Genomic DNA, 20683 nt, shown 5'->3' with positions numbered 1-20683 from the left:
TATAATATAAAGAAATAATATTTAATTAGATATAAGTTATCTTCCGATTACAAAAATTTCTTTTATAATAACTTCAGCTGAATATAGCCATCGTCGTTATCTTTTAAGTTTTCTTTTTGCTCCTTGTTCTTGCCATTTTGCTTTTTTAATTCAGCTTCTACTTCTTTTTCTATATGGAGTATCTTGTCTTTCATAAACCACCGTGGTAGTCCTGAAGGAAAATAATTTCTTTCATAAGCAGTGCGTTCTTTTTTAGGAATACATACGTATTCCTCCCAAAATCGATTTCTAAAATCATCGATTTCATTTTTTGTTAAATGGGGTATCTCATCATAGTCTTTGTTTAAAAGCTCTTGTTCTCTATATAATTGTTCTTTCTCTAATTGAATACGCTCTCGTTCTTCTTCCTCTTTCTTTAATTTTTCTTGTCGGATACGTTTCTCTTCTTGCTCCCTTTGTATTTTTTCTTTTTTTTGCACTTTATCTAACTTTTGTCCATACTTAGCCAAAAGCTTTTGATAAAAATTTTTTTCCTTAGTAATATTTGTTTCCTGTTCATAATGTTGCTGCAATTCCTCTACAAACTCATTTAAACTTCTACTCTCAATCCATTTTTTATACCTATTTTGTTCCTCATTAAAATATATTTCAAAATCATTTTTGTCTCTTAAGAAAGTTGTTGGAAATCCTTTAAATAAAGTTTTTATAACTATATACCACTTATAGCGCTCTTCTTTTAAATAATTCAACCAAGAATACCAATTACCAATTGAAGATAATTCAAATTGAACCTTTTCTGTCTCCAATCGTTCTACTAACATACTAAATTCCTTTTTATATTGATCATATAAATCACACATATAATCCTTTGCCATTTGTTCAGCTAATGTTTCCTCTTGCCATCTGCGCTCATCAGCTTTTTGTTGTTCTATCTCTAGTAGTTTGTTAGTATAGGCTATTTTTATTTCTTCTCTTGTTTTTCTCGCTAATTCTATACTATTTAATGCTTCCTCTATCTGCCGGGCTTTATCAAACTCAATAGCAGCATCTACTAAATTCGTAGGATCAGAATCGCTTCTATGAATTTGACCTTTAAATTCTTCATTTAATTGAGTATTCTTTTTCATCCTCGTATCATTTTCTCTATGTAGTGCTCGCAATAATTCCGTTTCTAATAATACTGGTACAATATCAGGCTCTGCTATTCGGTTAACCAGAAATATATCATCTTGTGTTGAATGTTCTCGGTTCTCTAACAATGCATCTACCCTTAACTTAGAACTTTCAGGAGTTCTTCGAATTAAAAATACATGTCCATTATGATCAACAGTTACAATAACATGGTATACATCCATCAAATAGTTAAATGCTTTATTATTTTCCCCTGTTATAAAGAAATATTCCTCTTTTAATGGAGAAATATATGCATATTCATAAGAATTTGTTTCTGGATTAAAACTACTTATTCTTGTACCACTATAACTATCCGTGTAGACCTTTTCTCCATTTACTTCTGTTTCCTTAGGTGGAAAGAAACTATCTAGTATTAACACCCATGCAGTTGGTACATTTTCTTCAAAATATATATTTGTTCTCTTCGCAATATTACTAATCCGAATATTTGACGCCTGTACCTCGATTGCCAGCTTCAGTTCTTCTTTTCCATCATTTGTTTGCAGTACTGCTACGTCCGCACGTGAAATGTCTTTATGTCTTTTCTCTTCTTTTACGATGTAACCAGCCTTACTAAATAATTCATATAAATATTTCTTAGTCCTAGCATGTGCCAGTGATTCAAATGAAAAACATTGTTCTTTATCTAAATGAAAAAAATACGGATTTTTATTAACTCTCTTAGATCCTTTATTAAACGACAAAATGTCTTGGCAGATTGGACATCTTGCCTGATATAACGCTTTTTTACCTCTTATATACTTAGCTTCCTTATCATTATCTATAACCTTAGAATCTAGCTCTATATATCTTTTCTTTTGAAACTCGATTAAGTTACCACTAGGAAATATCTTCTCCCAACCATCAAAATACTCGATATAAGAATACTGCATTCAATATACACCCTTTCAAAAAGGATTATTATTACCATCCGTTGAATTTATTATAATACTATTCGCGCATTAATATTTATGAATATATACATTTAATTATTAAAAGAAATTCTATGATTACTTATTTTTTATCTTCTGGTTCTTATTGATAAATGGTTTAAAGTTAACTATAGGGCAACTCACATTTTCTATGATAATAATTAAATAGGATTAGGATACTTCTATGAGAGGCGGGAATTTTTCATGAGTGTTTTAGTAAAGAGGGGGAATTTATTTGTACAGAAACTTGTTGAATTTTTCATTATATTGTATTCTAAGTCTTTTTATATATTTAACAACTTATTTCATCGCTATAAAACCCGTTATTATTAATACAACATCCATAAATTATAATAGGATGCAATTTGTTTTGCTGTTACTTCTACTCATTTTAGTTTCTATGATATATGGTTTAATAATAAAAAAATTAATTCGTCATAATTCTAGATCTTCTCATTCAATCACAAATGAAAGTATTTTATTTATATTTAGTCATATTTTTATTGCACTTATCTTCTTTTTTATTATGTCTATTTAGGTTGTTAAACGCGTACTAAATAAGATATACCTTTCTTCAATTTTTAGGTTTTGAACATACCAATACATCTTATACAAACGACAATAGAAATACTAACCTTGAAAAGAAACGACTGCTCCCCTTAAAATGAACATATACCATATACTTATCAAAGGAGGGAAATGTTTTCAAAAAAAGAGAAAAATATCCAATGCGATGTGATTAAGAATTCAGATGAAGTATTTTTATTCCCAGCTAAGTTAAGCAACCATTTTTATCTCATGATTCCTAGAGAATCCCCAGGATCAGATAAAGATTATTTTTTAAAATTCGATTTATATTTTGATTCTCAAAATAAAATGTTACATATTTTTCACGATGGAGCACCTGGATACTATACAGAGGGGTCTGTAGGCTTATTCCAAAGGTTATGCGGATTTATCATTGAAAGTATCTGTTTAAAACTTAACATTGACAATCCTAAAGAAATGTTAGTCCCTCTTTACTTTTATGATAGAGGAATAGGAAAAATTGTTTATCTAGTATTTGGTTATAATAAATCACTTAAACAATATGAACAAACTGACATAGCGCTTAATGAAGAAGAGGAATATGAATTCTTTTTAAATCAACAGGAACTTATACGAGACCAATTTAAATTCAATTAACCCATATAAATAACATGCAAAACAACTCTAAAAACGAGTGCAATGTATCTTCTAATTTTTCCCCTATTAAATATATTTTGCTAAATAATTGTATCTTTTTTGTTCATATGTTTTTTTCTGTTTGGATGTTATAAAATTAAATTATAAAAACATTCAGAAAGGTGTGTTTAATCTGAACTTCTCGAAAGATTTTAATTATAATCATTCTGGGGATTATCTATACCCAGTTGAGTATTATCAGTTCCGTCAATCTAGTACACTAAGTACTTTCAAAATCGAGTTATTGTGTTTTGATGAATCATATGCCTTTCATTTAATTTCAGAGAATGAATTAATCCCTCAAGAATACTGTTTTGTTGCAATTAATGATTGGGAGATTAACGAAGAATTTGGTTTTGATCTTGTAGATTCTAAATCTAAACAGGCAGTATTACAACGTGCGATAGATATGGCAAGTGCCATTGCAAAAAAATATTGTGAAAAGCCTGTTAAACAATAATTATATTGCGTAGTGAAGATCATTCTATAAGGAGATGTTAAAATTGAACTTTAACCATAGTAATAAAAATACAAACAATTATCTTCTTGATCCAGGGACAGGAATTTATTATATCCCTGGTGGCGGTGGCCACTAAAAAAACAACACCTACAGCTTTGTAGGTGTTGTTTTTTAAACTTTTTAGACTTGTAAAATATTTCGTATTTCTTCTATACGTAAATTTGTAAACTTCGCAATATCTTCTATCGGCATTCCATTTTTACTCATACCACGAATGAGTTGTATTTTCCCCTCTTCAATCCCTTCCTTGCGGGCATGAGCATACTTTGCAGCCTCATCCATCAGAGCTTTTTCCCTTGCTTCATATGCTTGTCGGAAAGAAGAATCTTGACTCATACGCTCCCATCTATTCATTGCTTTTTGTAAAATTGGATCTTGGTTCATCGCAATTTCCTCCAATGTTTGGGTTAATTGTTCATCTTCATTCGCTGGAAGTAATAACAACCAACGAACAAATGAATCCTCCCAGGGATTAACTTGTTCACTCCGCCACTGTTGCATCAATTTTGGAATCTCCACAATATGGACTTGGATATCATCACTCAATACCTTCTGTTGTTGTTGATTCCATAGGATTCCTGTTGTATGGAATGCTTCATATTCAGAAAACATAACGAAATTCAACAAATTAATCGTAATGGTTTTATGAAGAGCACTGTATGGCATCCCCTTTTGTAGCTGGGATGTATACAATCTCCCCCAATAATATAGGCTTCTTTTTATCATATTGTGTGCATTATTCAATTGGATTTCAACATTTATTTTTGTGCCACTATCTAGCGTAGCTGAAATATCGAGTATTGATAACTTGTCTGCCTCATGTTCTCTATGCAAATGCGGGTCCTCCAATTGTAAAGAAATAATAGGCGATTCTAACGAATCCTGTAACATCGCATTTAAAAAGGCGATTAGAATATCTTCATTCCCACTTGTACCAAATAATTGTTTAAAAGCAAAATCAATGCGTAAATTCACTAATTGTTGATTGGACATGGGTTTTCCTCTCCCCATCTCATAAGATGTTTTTCTTTCATTGTACAAAAAAGAGTGACACTCATGCAAACAGGCTCCTATGTAAATACACATAAGAGCCTGTTTATAACAACATACAATACAAAATTAAATTGTTGCATAGAACGAAAAAATTGCTGACTGTAAGAAAAAATCAAAATCAGTATACAAAATAACAAAAAAGAATTCAATACTTAAGGCCCACAACACTATGATTATTTTTTCACCAATAAAATGGTAGTTTTCGTTACTGACAATAAGAATATATTAAGTGATTTTTCTGCTTTGTCCCTAGTTATAGCAAGGCTGATAATAGGCCAAATAAAAAAGTTCAAAATCCATCCACAGATTTCGCACCAAAAACAACCCAAAAATACAATCACTAGAAACATAGGAGAGTGTTTCACCACCCATTATAAACCATATCCTCAAATTTTTGTGTCCCGGTTTGAAAATATGTAAAAAATCGCACTTTTATTTTTGAATTTTCTCTCTACTTTAGTTATACTAGGCTAGAAAGAGACACACCTCCTTTAGGCAGTCAATAATTATGCTAACAAAACACACCAAAAAACCAATTCCTATTTAACGGAATTGGTTTTTTTTGCAATTCAGTCAATATAGCAACTTAAACCCACATTTTAAAATGGAGTCTTATCATTCTTAACATAATTTCAAATACATAAACGCAAAAAAACTCTTTATATGTACACATATAAAGAAGTTTTTTAAAAGGATGAAGCACTTAAGTTAGTTAGTTAGTGATGAACACTAATTATATCACAAACTTCTTTTTATATGATATAGGTTAACATCATTACAATAAAATTCATTAAATCCTAAATTTAAAATGGATAAGTGATACAAATAAAAATAGTTCGTATATCAGTATCACTTATATCCACCAAAAAGTCATCTTTTGCATTCCTCTATTCTGTTCAAAGGAAGAAGCTACTTAATAAAACTATGCTCTTATTATAAAATTTGAGTATGTCCCATTAAAAATAAACAAAAAGGAATCTTCCTTTTAACAAAGATCCCTTTTCGATACATATACTTACCACCAATCATTTTAATTATATGCTACAGTTATTTATATTATTTCAACTTTTATAAACAAGGTCCTCTACAATGGATAATTTGACAATCATAATTATTTTTTTAAGGAATCCATGTATCTGTTCGATTATAATTATAATTCATTAATATACCCATTCCCTTCTTCAAAATATTAAAAAATTTAAAAGCAACTCTCAAAAGAATGTTAATGTGGAGGTAGAGCGTTGTATACCTTACTCTAAGTTCATTACATAAATGTGTATATAACTAAATAAGTCTTTTTTATTTTTTGGCGAATAAAAACAAAAAGAACCCCGTTTTAATAAACTGTCCCCCGAATCATGGACACTTAAAAAAAGCCTCATGATTCGGGGGACAGTTTTTTTCATCAAGAAATCTCGTTATTATGGAACTAACGATGGAAATGAGGTACGGAAAATGAGTAAATTTATTTTTAACGAAATTCAAATGAAACAGCTGGAAAAAAATAAAAATGTATTAAAAGCGTCGGAACGTTCGATTAGCTATTGTCCAGATTTCAAAGTAAGAGCAGTAAAAGAAAATCAACAAGGAAAAGGGGCGTCCAATCATGAAAGATAAAAAAATAAAACCAGTAGTTGAAGGTTCAATAGAAGCACTACAAGCGGAAAATGAGCGTTTACGGATGGAAAATGCATATTTAAAAAAGTTGAATGCCTTAGTTCAAAACAAGGAACAATTACCAAACGAGACAAAGAGCAAGGGATCTATGAGTTACGGCATGAATTTCCTGTCAAGGAGTTACTTCAACTCGCAAACATTCCACGTAGTACGTACTATTAGTGGATGAAACAGTTTAATCGTCCTGATCCAAATGCGGAGGTAAAAGAACTGATTCAAGCTATTTATGATGAACACGATGGGTGTTATGGCTATCGTCGTATTCGCGATGAACTTATGAATCGTGGGCGCAAAGTAATTCATAAAAAAGTGTATCGTCTTATGAAAGAATTAGGGTTAAAATGTCTCGTTCGTATGAAAAAATATCGCTCTTACAAAGGAACAGTTGGGAAAATTGCGCCGAATATTTTAAATTGCAACTTCCAATCTGAAAAACCAAATGAGAAGTGGGTTACAGATATTACGGAGTTTAAGTTATTTGGGGAGAAGTTATACCTATCACCAATGTTAGATTTATTTAATGGTGAAATTATCACATATACAATTGATTCAAGACCGACCTATTCCCTTGTTTCAACGATGTTGGACCAAGCCCTTTATTGTGTAACCGACCCGGATAAACTCCTCATTCACTCGGATAAAGGTTGGCACTATCGAATGAAACAATATCGTCATTCTCTTAAGAATTGTGGCATAACTCAAAGTATGTCTCGCAAAGGAAACCGTTATGACAATGCCGTTATTGAAAATTTCTTCGGTATCATGAAATCGGAATTTCTGTATCGAAAAGAATTTGAAACAATAACACATTTCAAACAAGAATTAGCAAAGTATATAGAATACTATAATAATAAAAGAATTAAGGCAACCTGTCTAACTTTCGGGGGTCACTTCATATTATCATGTACTCTTTTTCAGTAAGAGTCTTGGTCTAAGAGCACTTTCAAAAGTGCTCTTATTAATTTATTTAGAATTGTCACCTTTTACATACAATGAACAGACAAGACATAATCAATTTATAATCGTCTACACTCTTTTTACACGATTTCTTTTACTAAATACAGATTTGGTTAAAAATACCCCTTCATAATTCGGATAGATTTACAAGTATTTCTACCATAAAATTCATGTTATTCTTAATTAGTCGAGTATATCATTACTTGACGATTACCCTTAGGACCCTGTAGATAAACGGGGGTCCTTTTGTTTAAATAAGGGTTTTGGTGGAAGAGCGCTCTCCAAGGCGCTCTTTACATTTGTGCATAATTTCTAAAGTGAAACCCATACTATATTTGGGTCTTATTTTCCCAAACCCTCATTTCAGCCTAAGACCTAAACCGCTCTTATATATAAGTTATAAGTTGCGCCAACAAAACCTTTTTGTCATGACTTAATTTTGAAAGACAAAAGGTTGCTCACACATCATTTTATTGAATGAAATGATGTATGAGATTTTTAATTCCACCCTTTACCGAGAAAATTCGATATGATATAATAGTCTTACTTTAATAATCTTTCGACTTTTCTTGAAACGCCCTGTCTCCCAACTGGGCGTTTCTTCAATTTTTATAATAGAACCCTCAGCAATCTGTTAAAATCTAGTTACTGATATTTGTTTCAACCAGCTTGTTCTTCTGTATGAGCTTTTTAGGTACTAATTTTTAGCTAGCAGATATATTGTTATCGCCCTTTCTGATGACTCTCTTCCATTGGAATACCCAGGAACCTATTTATTAAGTGGTTGATATTATTAGATTCCTAAATACTCCTACAAGCAAGGGTTTGTCTTTATTCAATACTTCCCTTTTTCTTTCTCCCTTTCCCCTCGGGCACCCCATTTGAAGTATATGTACTTTCTATTCCCCTATGTATTTCACTACAATGACATAATATGCCGATCTGTAAGCTCCTACCTTATAATAAAGTATCCCCTTTCACTTTTTCATCATCTAAAGAATATAAATTAAAATTTATTTATATAAAATATCAGGTATATAGGATATTAATATAACAACTCATTTTTCAACTCTTCAAGATATACATCCCTAACTAATTTAAAGAAACCTATATATTCTCCAAAGTAATCGCTAAATTGCTTTATAAATTCTTCTCTTTCTTCAATATGATGAGACCATATAAACATACTCCCCATCAATTCTCCTAATTCCCTTTCAATTTCTTTTAATTCATCTGGTGATATTCCTTGCGGGTAATCATTAAACCACTCCAACCAATCCGCAATTAGCTCCTCTACAGAGGATATTCCAGATTCTGAGCAGAAATTAAATTTCCTTTTTCCTGCTGTGATAAATGTGTCTAAATCATTTAAAATTAGACGGATTATATATGAAGTACTCACATTTCCGATACTATGTTTCATATTTTCTCCTCCTTATCATTTTTTTCTTCCAATGAAATGTGTTTGTTGTACCATTTATTTATTTTTCCTTTGTAATACTTTTCGACTTCGTAATCCGGAATCCAAATTTCACGATCATAGATTTTACTCATTACCCTTTCTAAAACATCCTCATGTTCTCTCGGTTTCAATCTACGGTTATGCACCTTAACCTTCTCTATATAAGCCTCTCTCAGCCAATTTGATATGATTTCACGCTGGTTTTGCTTTAGGTGAGACCATTTCTTATTCGTTTGTAGCAATTGCCCCTTAGAATCCCTTGTGTGATTCTTTATAGAACGCCACCTTCCCTACTTTATTTTTACATATTTCTTATTCGAACCGAAACACAGCGCATTTCAAATCGAGCCACAGCTTATGTCGTGCCAATTTTACAGATTGAGCCTTTCGGGAAATCATTTATTCTTTTACATAATGTCAATGATTCAATTCCCCACTCTTCTATTGCATCCGTACTACTCATAATTTCGTTATCCAATAGATTAAGCTCTCCCCAATCAACATCTTCAAAATTAAATCCGTCCATCTCTAACTACTGCAACATGCCTCTTTCGTTCCCTTTTACCGCAAATAAATTATGATTCTCTACCTGATGGACTTCTTCTAATACTCCTACATTTAGCTAATTATGTTCAGTTACCTCAATTGTACTATTCTCAGATATATAATAATAGATATCTTCTTTTAAAATATAAGTGGGATACATTTTTTAACTGATTTTTCTGAATTTTATTGAAAAATAAATATAAAATAGTTAAATACAAAGGGGGTTTTGTTACAATGGTAATATATAACATTAGCATACTTCTATAGGATGGAGGAATATATAATGATTGTTTCAGTAAAGGGGAACGAGCAAGTTACCAAAATGTTAAATGACTGGTATATAGAGATACGTGCCAGACATGTAGGAAAGGCACATAATTTAAAACTTGAGATTGATCAAAAAATACATACCATTGAAGAAGATCAAAACCTACTTTTATACTATGCTCTTTTAGACTTTCGTCATCAATATATGCTTGATAGTTTAAGTATTGGAAAAGATAGTTTTAATAAAGTAGATTCATTGGGTGTACCTGCAGATCAGTTTCTACAATACTCCTACCACTTCTTTAAAGCTATTCATTCAAATATTACAGGTGATTTTACATGTGCAAAAGAACATTATAATCAAGCTGAATTACTCTTAAAACACATTCCCGATGAAATTGAGCATGCTGAATTCTATTTTAAATTATCAACTTTCCTTTATCATATTTATAAACCGCTTGCTGCAATTAAAGAAGCTACCAAAGCAAAGGATATCTTTAAAAAGCATGCAGGATATGAAACTAATATTGGATTATGTGATAATTTAATTGGATTAGCTTGTACTCATTTAAAACAATTTGAGGAAGCTGAAGAACATTTCATTACAGCTATTAATACATTTAAAAAATCTGGCGAAGAAAAGAATATCACGTTTATACGCCATAACTTAGGTTTAATGTATTCAGGTCAAAATTTATCTGAACTAGCAATACGATACCTCTCTGAAGTAACACAAGAACTCCCTAAAGATTATAAAGCAATCTTTATTAAAGCTAGGGAGCATATGAAAATCGGTGATTCCAAAGAAACTTCTAATCTTATAGTAAAAGGCTTAGAGATTTGTAAAGAGCTAAAGAATGAAGAATACGAACATCACTTTTTAATTTTAGAAAAATTAAATGAAAAGGTCTCTGCTGACGAATTAGAGAAGACAATTAAAACAGGAATTTCTTATTTTGAGAGAGAAAACCTACATGAGTACGTACAGGAATACGCTAAAAAATTAGCAGTTTTATTCCACCAAGAAAATAACCGTTCAAAAGCAAGCGATTATTTTTATCTTAGCCATCAAGCAGAAGAACAAAACTTTGAAATGGAGGCTTTAAAATGAAAAAAGTAATGTCTAGCTTAATTGGATTCACAGCCGTATTCACGTTTATGTTTAACGCTAACAATGTAGCTGATACACAAAAAGCTCTTAGCGAGGATACAATCGTACAATATGCTCACGGCCATACTGGTGGATGATAAATAAACAAAGGTCTTCACTTCATTGTGAGGGCTTTTATTTGTATATGGAATCTCTGCGTAAGAATAACAATACATTAAAATCCTAAAATTTTTATATATCAAAAATGTTATAATTATACCATTCTTTTTGCATCCATAAGAAGGATCTAAAAAGATTAGAACATTTAAAGAGAGGAAGAAACTATTAATGCATACACAAGAAAATTTTTATAAGAAGTTAATAGAGGGAAAAAGATTAGTAACGATATTTTTACTAAACGGAGTAAGAGTACCTGGAATCATTATCGCTGTTGATAAATTTTCAGTGCTAGTTTCCAGTCACGGAAAGCAACAATTCATTTATAAACATGCTATTTCAACAGTTTCTTTATGAATAGCAGTTTAAAATTCAATTTGAATTATGTTTATTTATGAATTATTTAATAATAAAAAAGGAATCCTCAGCAAAAGGATTCCCCCCAGGAAATATGCATAAATAAAAAGAACTAAGTTTATTATAATATAAAATTAAACGAAACATATTGAGAAAAAATAAGATTGAAGTTTGATAGGAAAGAAAAATGTTTGTTATTGTTGCTTTGAAATAAACTTTGATTAAAAATACCTCACAGACTCGTACTTTATGGTAAACAAGGAGAATTCATTTTGAAAAAAGATTGATCAAAATGAATTCTTATCTAACAAATTTAAGTTTCTATACTATAAAAAATTTGGTCATTTTCTATCTTTATTCTTCAACAAACGCGCCCTTTTCTTAAACAACATGCATCGTATTATAATTTAGATATAAAGACAAAACCCTAAATTACGAAGTGTCTTATAACTCTTTGGTGTGCTCATACACTACCGATTGATACGTTTCCGGATTAATTCTCAAGAATGTCGTGTAACCTCTCAGCAAACTCTTTATGATGCACTGTGTTATAGCCCACATGATGTCCTGGAAACTCTGCGAATTCTGTTCCGAGGTGTTCTGCTAAGTTGAATGCGCAATGGTAAGGAAAAAATTCTCGTGAAATACTCCCACCGGCTGGACGTACCTGTATCGATGCAGGTTTTAATAGGGGCTTTAATGCATCGATGTTTAATGTATAGCTGAGAATTCCCGGGATTTCATACTCAGTGAAATAAATCGAATTGCTGAGTAGTCGCTCTGTTAGCATATCCTTCGATGGTCCGGAATTGCTATCATCAATATTTGACAATAACTTCATGACCTCACTTTGATGATTCCCTTTAAGGTCTTCCATGAAATTTATAGCCTGCTTCAACTCATTTTCAGGTAAAAGTTGTAATAAAACCGGTTCGTGTGGGATTAGTAACTGTACCTGCTCAGGATGGCGTATACACAAATCAAGTCCGATGACAGCACCAGAACTACTTCCGAATACATAAGCCGGTTCATTCGTCAGATTGGCTAGCAGCCGGTGAGCGTCTTCGCTATGTGTGTGGACATGGTAATCCTCAGTTATATTGACGAGATTGCTACGGGAATGACCACGACGATCGTAAGTAACAACGGTATACCACTTAGCAAGATGGTCTGCGATATTATGGAACTTGTCGGCATCACCACCCCCACCATGAATCAAAAGAAGAATTGGACCCGAGCCACGCATCTCATAATAGATGCTTGCTCCAAGTACTTGCAATGTTCCGTTTTTTACTATACTCATTTGTACATTCTTCCTTTCTTTTGTCATCTCCCTTAACATTACATGATTGGTGAATGATATAAAATGCAGGAAATAACTAAGAAACAAAATCACCATAAGAAAAAGCAATGTGTGGCTTTAAAATAAAGTTTGATTAAAAATATTGTGTTAAACCGTATTCTATGATGAATAAAAAGAAACCATTTTGAAAAAAGTTTAATCAAAATGGTTTCTTATCCAGCAGGTTTATGTTTCTGTTTTATAAAAAAGTTTGATCATAGCTTATTTACAATTCTTTGATTAAAGAGATAAAGCATCGCGTCTTTTTTATAAACATAGCAACTTTATTTCAAAACTACTGTTATACTAAAAATACAAAAATATATGCAAAATCACAAATAAAATAAGGGCAGCTATATCAGGCTGCCCTTATTTTATCTTTAATCTTATAATCTGCTATTTAGTTTGAGCTAATTATAAACCTAGTACACTAACAATCTGGCATGCTTTGGAATTTGCAATATGATAGTACATCTCTAACCCTTTTCTTTCTGAGCGTAGAATCTTGCCACGCATCTTAGACAAATGCTGAGATACGGTTGATTGCGGTACTTTTAATAGATCTGTTAACTCTGTTACATTACAAACTTTGCGATGTTCGAGCTCCTTCACAATTTGTAACCTAACTGGATGGGCCATAATCTTTAATAATTCTACATCCGCCTCTGGGATTTTGTACATTTCATTACTTACTTGCATTGTTGTCATTTTAATTTCTCCTTTTATAATTATATTTTATTTTAATTATCTATTTTTAAATATGTTTTGTTTGCTTGAATACATTGTTCATAACCACTATGTTGTTTGTTCTTTTGTCTCCCTATCAGATTTAATATATAGAAGTATTATGATGGCTAAAAACCCAACAAAAGATAGCATAGGAATCGAGATGAAACCAAACAAATTCAAATGATCTTCTGTACAAGAAACACCTACTGAACATATCTTCAGTTCACTTGTTGGAAAAGCCTGAATCGTAATTTGATAGACAGCTATTATTAATCCAATACATGCAAATGGAAATGCATATACACTTACATTAGGATCTTTTCTATACATTCCTATTCCCAATATTAACACTAATGGATACATGGCCATCCTTTGATACCAGCACAAATCACATGGAGGCAGCTTCATCCACTCACTAAAAATCAAACTTATGAGCATTGCACTAGTAGCTATCGTCCAAGCAATTGCAATGTGATACTTTTGAATGATCGACATCTTATTTTCGCCTCACCTGTTTTTTTAATGCAAAACCTTTGCTAATATATGACTAGTTTATTACCGTGTTTCGAGTACCCTGTTTCAATAGAAAGTATCCAATCATTAATATCTTCCCAGTCGTATCCCCTCTCTTTTAATTCTAGAGGAAAAAGATTTTCAAAATCATCACGCATTTCGTACATGGTTTCTAATGCTTTTTCAAGCGGACCAAATCCATATACCACGTGTGTATGTACTTTTTTGTTTTTCTTTTCTGCTACAACTAAATATACATACCGTCTTTCTTTCGCTAAAACAAACTTCAAAAATCCAGGTACTTGACTCACCTTTCACACTCCTTTACGGTTTTCCTTACCAAGCTTAAAAAGATATAAGTAAGGAAAACTACTAAGTTTTAATTCACTAATTTAATAAATGTCCCGCTTTTTTGCTTTGAAAATACAAGAAAACGCTCATCATCACAATATTTATTACACCAGCTGCAGCACCAATTTTGCCGATAACATACACATATTCATTATTACTAACTGGCAATAGACTCGCGAAAATAAATAAAATTGAAATGATAAAGGATAAGAGCATATTTCTTTTGTTTTCATCCATTTAAAAGACCTCCATTTTGCACAAATATTTGTATTGCAATGGATTAAGATGCTAAGCCGCATCATTACGGTTATAATGATGTTTCTTTTCATCCACATACCCTTTTATGTTCCAAACGCCAGTCTTTGATGCTTTTGCTTCTTTTTCGCTTTCTAGCATTTGTGGTAGCAAAGTAGTGTTAGGTTTTGAAATGTAAGCTACAATACCATATCCTGATTTGATCATTAACTCGTTTATATGTATCCCTTCACAAAATACATATGCTAATTTCCTGCCATACTTGTCCTCTTTGGGTCCACGATCATAAACTATTGTTACATTTTTCCCTTTTAACTGTTTCTTTAGAAATGAAGATGCTTCTTTTCCCATCTTTTGCGGTGGGATTTTTTGAGATACAGACTCAGGGGTATCCAATAACAGTAATCTTACCGTCTGTTTCTGCCCGTTTACGTTCACGTCTATCGTATCTCCATCCTTTATATGTATTACCTTCCCTTTAACAGTCTCTAAGCCTTTTAATTTCTCATTATAAGCTTCTGGAATATCTACAATACCTTTCCCTACTGTGTGCTGTTGTATTCCGTTTTGTACTGCTTGGGCAGGTCTCGAATCATTTTTTGTTTGCACGGAACTGCTGCATGCTGACATTTGAATTACGAATGATGTTATACAAATAGCTTTAATCCATATTTTCATATCGAAATTTCTTCCTCCTACTTAAAATACGTAAATAGCTGTGTCTAATAAACAAACGGACTTTCCAATGTATTTACTTCTCGATAATTACAACATAGGCAAAACTGTATCCATTTTGGATGATCATTATATAGTTCTCTAAATGAACTTTTCTTACAATTCGGGCATGTTGACGCCATGCTTTTTTCATTCTCTTCCTGACTTTTCAATTTTTCAAAAGATACATTAGCAGATGCTATATTACTGGTACACAATATATATCCCCCTTTTGAGTCTTGAAATCTTAAAAATACATAAAAAAGGACACACCTATGGCATATGTATGCGTAGGTGTGTCCTTTTGCAAGATAGTTTTAGAAGTATTTTGTTACTTTCATCATATCATAGTTCTTATTAATTTTATATATGAAATTTAAGATTTTGAGATATTATTTCTTCTTATATATAAACGTGACTCTCTTCTGTGTAGAGTCATATGTTAATTTTGCATCGAATGATTTCCCTGTTTTTTTCGATATAAATCCTTTTATTGTATCCGTCATATTCTTTTCTAATAATTTGTTGATTTGACTAGCTGTAATTCTTTTTTCAAGTATCATTCCTGAAATAATGAAATCACAGAACTAAGCTTCATTCCTCCCACTTCTTTAGAGGTGGGAGGAATGAAGTGTTTTTTTCTTTATAGAACATATGTTTATATTGTATAATATAAATAATAAAAAAGAAAGGGGTGACGGGCAATGACAAAACCAAAGAAAGATTATTTTATTATAGAACTGAAATTAATTGTGGATACATGGCAAAAGGATATTTTACTCAAACGTTTTGAAATTGCTCGTAAACTCTATAACAATACGTTATCTTACGCAACGAAGCAATATACACTCATGAAAGAAGCTAAATCCTATAGAAAACAATTACGTTGCTATCAGAAGGCAAAAAAAGCAAATCATCCAAAAGAATGGAAAGAAATCGCAAAAGAATTAGATAGCATTCGTCAATCCTTTGGATTAAGTGAATATCAACTTCATGCTTATATCAAAAAACACCAACACAATTACAAAAAACATATAGATAGCAATACCTCCCAAAAAATTGCTTCTACGGTTTGGAAAGCTATGCAAGACGTAATATTTAAAGGAACGAAAGCACACTTTAAACCATACGGAATGCTTCGTTCTGTAGAAGGAAAATCCAATAAAACTGGTATTCGATTCAAAGAAAACAGGGTCTATTGGAATGGATTACTCCTTCCTGTTCGTTTTCGTAAGAATGATTTATTTATAGAAGAATCACTCGCTCTTCATACGATAAAATATTGTCGTCTTGTCAAAAAAATGATTCGTGGAAAGGATACCTTTTATGTACAACTCGTGATGGGTGGCATTCCTCCTGCAAAGAGAATCAATAAAACAGGAGCCTTTCGACATTCCTACCAAAAGAAAAAACGAGTAGGCATAGATATCGGTCCTTCTACGATTGCCATCGTTTCAAAAGAAACCGTTTCTATCCAACAACTTGCTCCTGATGTTCCTTTATTTGAGAGGGAAAAAAGACGTATATTACGCAAGTTGGATAGAAGTCGTAGAAGTACAAATCAAAACAACTTCAACAAAGATGGTACTGTAAAACGTGGCATCAAGCTACATTGGACATGTAGTCAAAACTATCAAAAAACAAAAAGTCTATTAAATGAGTTGTATCGAAAAAAAGCTTCTTATATCAAAGAAAAACATGGTGCATTGGCAAATAGCATCTTATCCTTAGGTGATGAAGTGTATATTGAAACGATGCACTTTAATGGATTAGCAAAACGTACAAAAGAGACAAAAACAAATCAACAAGGCAAGTTCCAATCCAAAAAGCGTTTTGGTAAAAGCATTGGGAATCATGCGCCTGCCATGTTAGTGGAAATTATCAATCAAAAATTGAAGTATGGGAAACAAGAGATACAAAAAGTAAATACGATAAATTTTAGAGCCAGTCAATATAATCATGTTACAAATAGTTATGAAAAGAAAAAACTCCATCAACGATGGAGTCAAATCGGAAATCATCTCGTACAACGAGATTTATATAGTGCCTTTTTATTAATGAATAGTGATGTAAATTTAAAACAAACCAATCAAAACCGTTGTATACAAACGTTTGATATCTTTTTAAAGCTACACCATCAACATATAGAATCCTTGCAACAAACAAAGAAAAAATACCCACTCAGCATGGGTATTCTATAAAATAAGGAATCATTCCTTCGTAGGTAGAGCTACCTACCTTCGTTAAAACTTATTGCGAACACAACATCAGTTGTGTAGATAAGAAAGTCTTATGGAACAGAAGATAAATCAAAGGTGTTGTACACAGAACATAGCAATACCATCTGTGGAGAGCTTTGTAACGCTTCTTTCAAGTACATAAGAACCCCACCGCTTTAGCTGTGGGAGTAGTCAGCTTATACGATGGTTGAAAAATTAAAGGTAAATGTTCTAACTGAAACACTTTATACTTTGGATCCATCTCTTCCGGATTTTTCAGTTCCAGTAAATGTCCACGGCACCAACTGACAATATAATGATCATTTTCATAATAACCGTAATAAGGTTTGCTACCAATGTACTTTTGTGAGTGACGGAATCGTGGCGATTTCATAATTTCATTGGCCACTTTTGGTTTTTCGGCAATAAATAATGTTTTCCCCATAACTTTTTCCTCCTTAAATAAAAAAGGACACACCTACGCTATGGTTATGCGTAGGTGTGTCCTTTTGCAATATGATTTTTTAGTATTGGATTACTTTATATGATAACATTCTCTCTATTTATATACAAATAGAATTGTAGCTCAATAAGGCTGCTAAACATCTATTGTTAGATTTAAACACATTTAAACCTATAAATAATATAAAGATTGATGAATTTCAATATTTCTATTGTTATGAGTTAACTCAGTATGACTTAACTCATAAAGTTGCAGGCCAATAACCTATAACTTTGCATAAAATTTTTGGTTTTAAAGCTTAATATTGCAAAATTTCCTTTCAAAATAACTCATATATTCGCAGAAAGTTTTTACAATATGAAGTCTTGAAATAAAATTCGATTAAAAATATTCCTCTCCCTGTCTTAAAAGGGGTACGGCCACACATCCATCAAGCTAAGGTTGGGTTTGCTATGAACTCTCGTTCATGTTGCCTACATGCTTGATATTTTGCTTATTTGTTTTAAAAATACGCACACCAAATAAACCTCAATCAGGGATATTTTTAAAATTATGCAGTTTTCCGCCTTAGATTGGATACAGTACATTGATAAATGACACCTAAAATATCAAAGACTGTCTTTTTCTCATATCGATGGGATTTCCGTCCGTTTTTCTGTAAGAGGTCGAACAGGCGAAGGGAAATTTTGGATACTTCTTAGGTGTCTTTTTGTATAGCTTCATATACTAAGTACAGATGATCTTGAATCATATAAATCGCTTTATATTCACTTAATTCTTTTTGTTTTTTCTGTATTAACATCTGTCGCATTTTGAACATAGTGGAAGAACAAATAAAAAACATGTTTTTTATTTATTTGTAGGGCTAATGCTACCAATGAATAATAATTAATCAAGAATTAAACAATAAGGGAATGATAAAGAAAGGAGGCATCTTATGGCACAGACAATTCGTATGTATTTACCAAAGCAAAAAACAGGTTGGAAGTTTTTGAACTGGAACTTTATTGGGGAGACAATGCCTACATATCCAGTAGTTCATATCTCTGCTTGTGAAGCCAGACTTTACGATGATTCTTTAGGTACTGACTTGCAGACAATAGAACTGGTCAAAGGTGATGCAAGTATATACGCAACGAGTGTTGTACCATCAATAAACTCAGATGGTACGTTACATGTTGATTTTCTTTTGGTAGTAGATTGGGATCATGAACTAAATGTTGCTTGTGATATTACTCTATTTGACACACCAGATGGTGGATTAATAGTGGGTGGTAGGGGTTAAATGAATGAAACTGTTGCAAGGTTTATAGCACAGCGGATAAATCTCTGACTTATTTTACTGTTAGTAGCTTATGAAGAAGAACATCATTCCTTTGTATCAAGAAATGATGCTCTTCTTTTAGTTTTGCTTGTTTTTGAAATGAAAAATTTTTATAATGATGAATTTATTTATTTTTCTTCATCACAAAATCTTTTTGTTCTCCTTTTAGTTTGTAATACTTAATGTTCAGACGAATAGCTACTACAGAGATTATAATAAACCCAATTACATATAACATGTCCCTTTCTCCGTTTCTTATTGTTTAGCGAACTTATTATGTAAATACTTCACATGTTTCTTTTTAATATCCTTATCCGTAATGTTTGCTCGCAACATAGTTTGATAAATATGTTGTACCTCATCATTTGTTAGTTGCACCTCAGTATATGATTCAATACAACTTTTTAAGTCGTTATAATATAGGGCGTGTTTACCTTTAAAATGAATATCTACTCTTTTTAAACTGCATTTTGGATGAAACGCTGCTATAGAGATGCACGGCAGCTGTTGTTCCATCGCCCATTCAATTGCTTTTATATGCTTATAGTTTTGTCGAAATGGATTTTGAAAAGAGGATTTCTTTCTAAAAATACCCTGTGTCCACCTTGCCGCTTTCTCACTTCCATAGGATCCAGCCCTCATAGTTCTTCGTCTCTACAACAAATACACCTGTTTCAGCGATAACAATATGGTCAATTTGCGTTGTATCACCGAACTCCGTATAAACCGTCACATTATGTAACACAAAGTAACTTTTTGGATCTAATTTACTTAGTATACGTTTTACCAGTTTCTCTCCCGCTTTTCCTTTCCATTTTCGTACATGTTTTTTCACAACACTATTCAACGGTATTAGAACCGCAATAAGAATCAATTCGAATATCAATACTTTCATAATAGAGTCCTCCTTTTTACACCCTTGCGTTTCTGCGCATTAAACGATAGACATGCGTTTCTAATCCTAAAATAAAATATGAGATACATAAGCCTTTTATCACCATCTCTACGACTCCTAATGCTAATGAAACAAGGAGTCCTCCCCTAAACTGAAATGGTCTTGTCACTCTTCGATTTACTGGTTTTTCAATGACGCCAAAGTTGGCCCAGGTAGGCAAACGTTTTTCCACATTTTTCACGGTGCCCATTAATCCGTATTTTAACGATAAAATGAAACATCCGATTAATAAATAAACAACAGAAGAAAAATAGATAGATAAGCCAATAACAGTAATTGTGAGCAGCCAACCTATTAAAATGGAATTTCGCAAAACAATATATTCTCGATTTCTATTCAATACAAACAGTCCTTTCAAAATTAATAAGGTTGTTTTTATATGG

The 20683-nt window shown here is 32.1% G+C and carries 20 protein-coding genes and 6 pseudogenes; 10 read left to right on the top strand and 16 right to left on the bottom strand.

Translation table 11 applies throughout. From position 1 onward, the window contains the following. Positions 1 to 62 precede the first annotated feature (62 nt). A complete protein-coding gene (locus NST86_RS31925; RefSeq protein WP_086423551.1) occupies positions 63 to 2066 on the bottom strand; it encodes a competence protein CoiA family protein in 2004 nt (667 codons plus the stop codon). A gap of 274 nt (positions 2067 to 2340) precedes the next feature. On the opposite strand from NST86_RS31925, the gene NST86_RS31920 reads away from it, so the two are divergent. The 3 genes from NST86_RS31920 (at position 2341) to NST86_RS31910 (ending at position 3789) form a co-directional block, all read left to right on the top strand. Next, a complete protein-coding gene (locus NST86_RS31920; RefSeq protein ID WP_086423552.1) occupies positions 2341 to 2643 on the top strand; it encodes a hypothetical protein in 303 nt (100 codons plus the stop codon). Positions 2644 to 2804: 161 nt separating this feature from the next. Then, positions 2805 to 3290, top strand: a complete 486-nt coding sequence (locus tag NST86_RS31915) for a hypothetical protein (RefSeq protein ID WP_086423553.1) — start codon at positions 2805 to 2807, stop codon at positions 3288 to 3290. A 163-nt stretch (positions 3291 to 3453) separates the two neighbouring features. Next, the gene (locus tag NST86_RS31910; protein WP_086423576.1) at positions 3454 to 3789 is read left to right on the top strand and encodes a hypothetical protein; all 336 of its coding nucleotides are present in this window, start codon (positions 3454 to 3456) and stop codon (positions 3787 to 3789) included. A gap of 180 nt (positions 3790 to 3969) precedes the next feature. Here NST86_RS31910 and NST86_RS31905 read toward each other — a convergent pair whose 3' ends face one another. Continuing rightward, on the bottom strand, positions 3970 to 4842 hold the full coding sequence (locus NST86_RS31905; protein ID WP_086423554.1) for an Rpn family recombination-promoting nuclease/putative transposase: 873 nt from the start codon (positions 4840 to 4842) through the stop codon (positions 3970 to 3972). Between the two features lie 1515 nt (positions 4843 to 6357). Here NST86_RS31905 and NST86_RS31900 point away from each other — a divergent pair. Beyond that, complete coding sequence (locus tag NST86_RS31900) at positions 6358 to 6519, top strand: hypothetical protein (RefSeq protein WP_176342983.1); 162 nt, start codon at positions 6358 to 6360, stop codon at positions 6517 to 6519. Further along, a pseudogene (locus tag NST86_RS31895) lies at positions 6485 to 7500 on the top strand (IS3 family transposase); the annotation flags it as partial. The gene NST86_RS31900 and the pseudogene NST86_RS31895, both read left to right, overlap by 35 nt. 1081 nt (positions 7501 to 8581) lie before the next feature. Here the strand turns inward: NST86_RS31895 and NST86_RS31890 are convergent. The 3 genes and pseudogenes from NST86_RS31890 to NST86_RS31880 all read right to left on the bottom strand — a co-directional run. Then, positions 8582 to 8959, bottom strand: a complete 378-nt coding sequence (locus tag NST86_RS31890; protein WP_086423555.1) for a hypothetical protein — start codon at positions 8957 to 8959, stop codon at positions 8582 to 8584. Beyond that, positions 8956 to 9273 (bottom strand): transposase, encoded by a 318-nt coding sequence (locus tag NST86_RS31885; RefSeq protein ID WP_086423556.1) that lies wholly within the window; start codon positions 9271 to 9273, stop codon positions 8956 to 8958. Before NST86_RS31885 ends, NST86_RS31890 begins: the two co-directional genes overlap by 4 nt. Positions 9274 to 9353: 80 nt before the next feature. Continuing rightward, a pseudogene (locus NST86_RS31880) lies at positions 9354 to 9686 on the bottom strand (helix-turn-helix domain-containing protein); the annotation flags it as partial. 141 nt (positions 9687 to 9827) lie between these two features. Here NST86_RS31880 and NST86_RS31875 point away from each other — a divergent pair. From NST86_RS31875 to hfq, 3 genes are all read left to right on the top strand, one after another. Continuing rightward, complete coding sequence (locus NST86_RS31875) at positions 9828 to 10922, top strand: Rap family tetratricopeptide repeat protein (protein ID WP_086423557.1); 1095 nt, start codon at positions 9828 to 9830, stop codon at positions 10920 to 10922. Next, on the top strand, positions 10919 to 11059 hold the full coding sequence (locus NST86_RS31870; RefSeq protein ID WP_176342985.1) for a hypothetical protein: 141 nt from the start codon (positions 10919 to 10921) through the stop codon (positions 11057 to 11059). The genes NST86_RS31875 and NST86_RS31870 overlap by 4 nt, the downstream gene beginning before the upstream one ends. Positions 11060 to 11249: 190 nt before the next feature. Then, complete coding sequence (gene hfq / locus NST86_RS31865; protein WP_086423558.1) at positions 11250 to 11435, top strand: RNA chaperone Hfq; 186 nt, start codon at positions 11250 to 11252, stop codon at positions 11433 to 11435. A gap of 493 nt (positions 11436 to 11928) precedes the next feature. Here hfq and NST86_RS31860 read toward each other — a convergent pair whose 3' ends face one another. The 7 genes and pseudogenes from NST86_RS31860 to NST86_RS31830 form a co-directional block, all read right to left on the bottom strand. Next, positions 11929 to 12738: an alpha/beta fold hydrolase gene (locus NST86_RS31860; protein WP_086423559.1), complete on the bottom strand. Its 810-nt coding sequence runs from the start codon at positions 12736 to 12738 to the stop codon at positions 11929 to 11931. A 453-nt stretch (positions 12739 to 13191) separates the two neighbouring features. Next, positions 13192 to 13485: an ArsR/SmtB family transcription factor gene (locus NST86_RS31855; protein ID WP_000210395.1), complete on the bottom strand. Its 294-nt coding sequence runs from the start codon at positions 13483 to 13485 to the stop codon at positions 13192 to 13194. Between the two features lie 87 nt (positions 13486 to 13572). Next, entirely contained in the window at positions 13573 to 14001 is a 429-nt protein-coding gene (locus tag NST86_RS31850) for a disulfide bond formation protein B (protein WP_000022641.1), read from the bottom strand. Positions 14002 to 14042: 41 nt separating this feature from the next. Further along, positions 14043 to 14330 (bottom strand): hypothetical protein, encoded by a 288-nt coding sequence (locus NST86_RS31845; protein WP_086423560.1) that lies wholly within the window; start codon positions 14328 to 14330, stop codon positions 14043 to 14045. 76 nt (positions 14331 to 14406) lie between these two features. Next, positions 14407 to 14607 (bottom strand): hypothetical protein, encoded by a 201-nt coding sequence (locus tag NST86_RS31840; RefSeq protein ID WP_086423561.1) that lies wholly within the window; start codon positions 14605 to 14607, stop codon positions 14407 to 14409. A 51-nt stretch (positions 14608 to 14658) separates the two neighbouring features. After that, the gene (locus NST86_RS31835) at positions 14659 to 15303 is read right to left on the bottom strand and encodes a thermonuclease family protein (protein WP_086423562.1); all 645 of its coding nucleotides are present in this window, start codon (positions 15301 to 15303) and stop codon (positions 14659 to 14661) included. A gap of 428 nt (positions 15304 to 15731) precedes the next feature. Beyond that, a pseudogene (locus NST86_RS31830) lies at positions 15732 to 15923 on the bottom strand (topoisomerase C-terminal repeat-containing protein); the annotation flags it as partial. A gap of 120 nt (positions 15924 to 16043) precedes the next feature. Here NST86_RS31830 and NST86_RS31825 point away from each other — a divergent pair. After that, on the top strand, positions 16044 to 17540 hold the full coding sequence (locus tag NST86_RS31825; RefSeq protein WP_086423564.1) for a hypothetical protein: 1497 nt from the start codon (positions 16044 to 16046) through the stop codon (positions 17538 to 17540). A gap of 178 nt (positions 17541 to 17718) precedes the next feature. Here NST86_RS31825 and NST86_RS31820 read toward each other — a convergent pair. Continuing rightward, positions 17719 to 18003: pseudogene (locus NST86_RS31820) on the bottom strand (type IA DNA topoisomerase); the annotation flags it as partial. Between the two features lie 568 nt (positions 18004 to 18571). After that, positions 18572 to 18856 (bottom strand): annotated as a pseudogene (locus NST86_RS31815) (IS4 family transposase); the annotation flags it as partial. A gap of 102 nt (positions 18857 to 18958) precedes the next feature. Between NST86_RS31815 and NST86_RS31810 the strand changes: the two are divergent. Then, on the top strand, positions 18959 to 19306 hold the full coding sequence (locus tag NST86_RS31810; protein ID WP_086423565.1) for a hypothetical protein: 348 nt from the start codon (positions 18959 to 18961) through the stop codon (positions 19304 to 19306). 294 nt (positions 19307 to 19600) lie between these two features. Here NST86_RS31810 and NST86_RS31805 read toward each other — a convergent pair. Continuing rightward, positions 19601 to 20240 (bottom strand): annotated as a pseudogene (locus tag NST86_RS31805) (nuclease-related domain-containing protein). 16 nt (positions 20241 to 20256) lie between these two features. Next, positions 20257 to 20640, bottom strand: a complete 384-nt coding sequence (locus tag NST86_RS31800; RefSeq protein ID WP_086423566.1) for a hypothetical protein — start codon at positions 20638 to 20640, stop codon at positions 20257 to 20259. Positions 20641 to 20683: the final 43 nt, after the last annotated feature.

This window comes from Bacillus sp. FSL L8-0199 (assembly GCF_038005705.1).
Taxonomy (GTDB): Bacteria; Bacillota; Bacilli; order Bacillales; family Bacillaceae_G; genus Bacillus_A; species Bacillus_A cereus.
The sequence above is the reverse complement of the archived record's forward strand: the minus strand, read 5'-3'. Positions and strand labels throughout refer to the sequence as shown.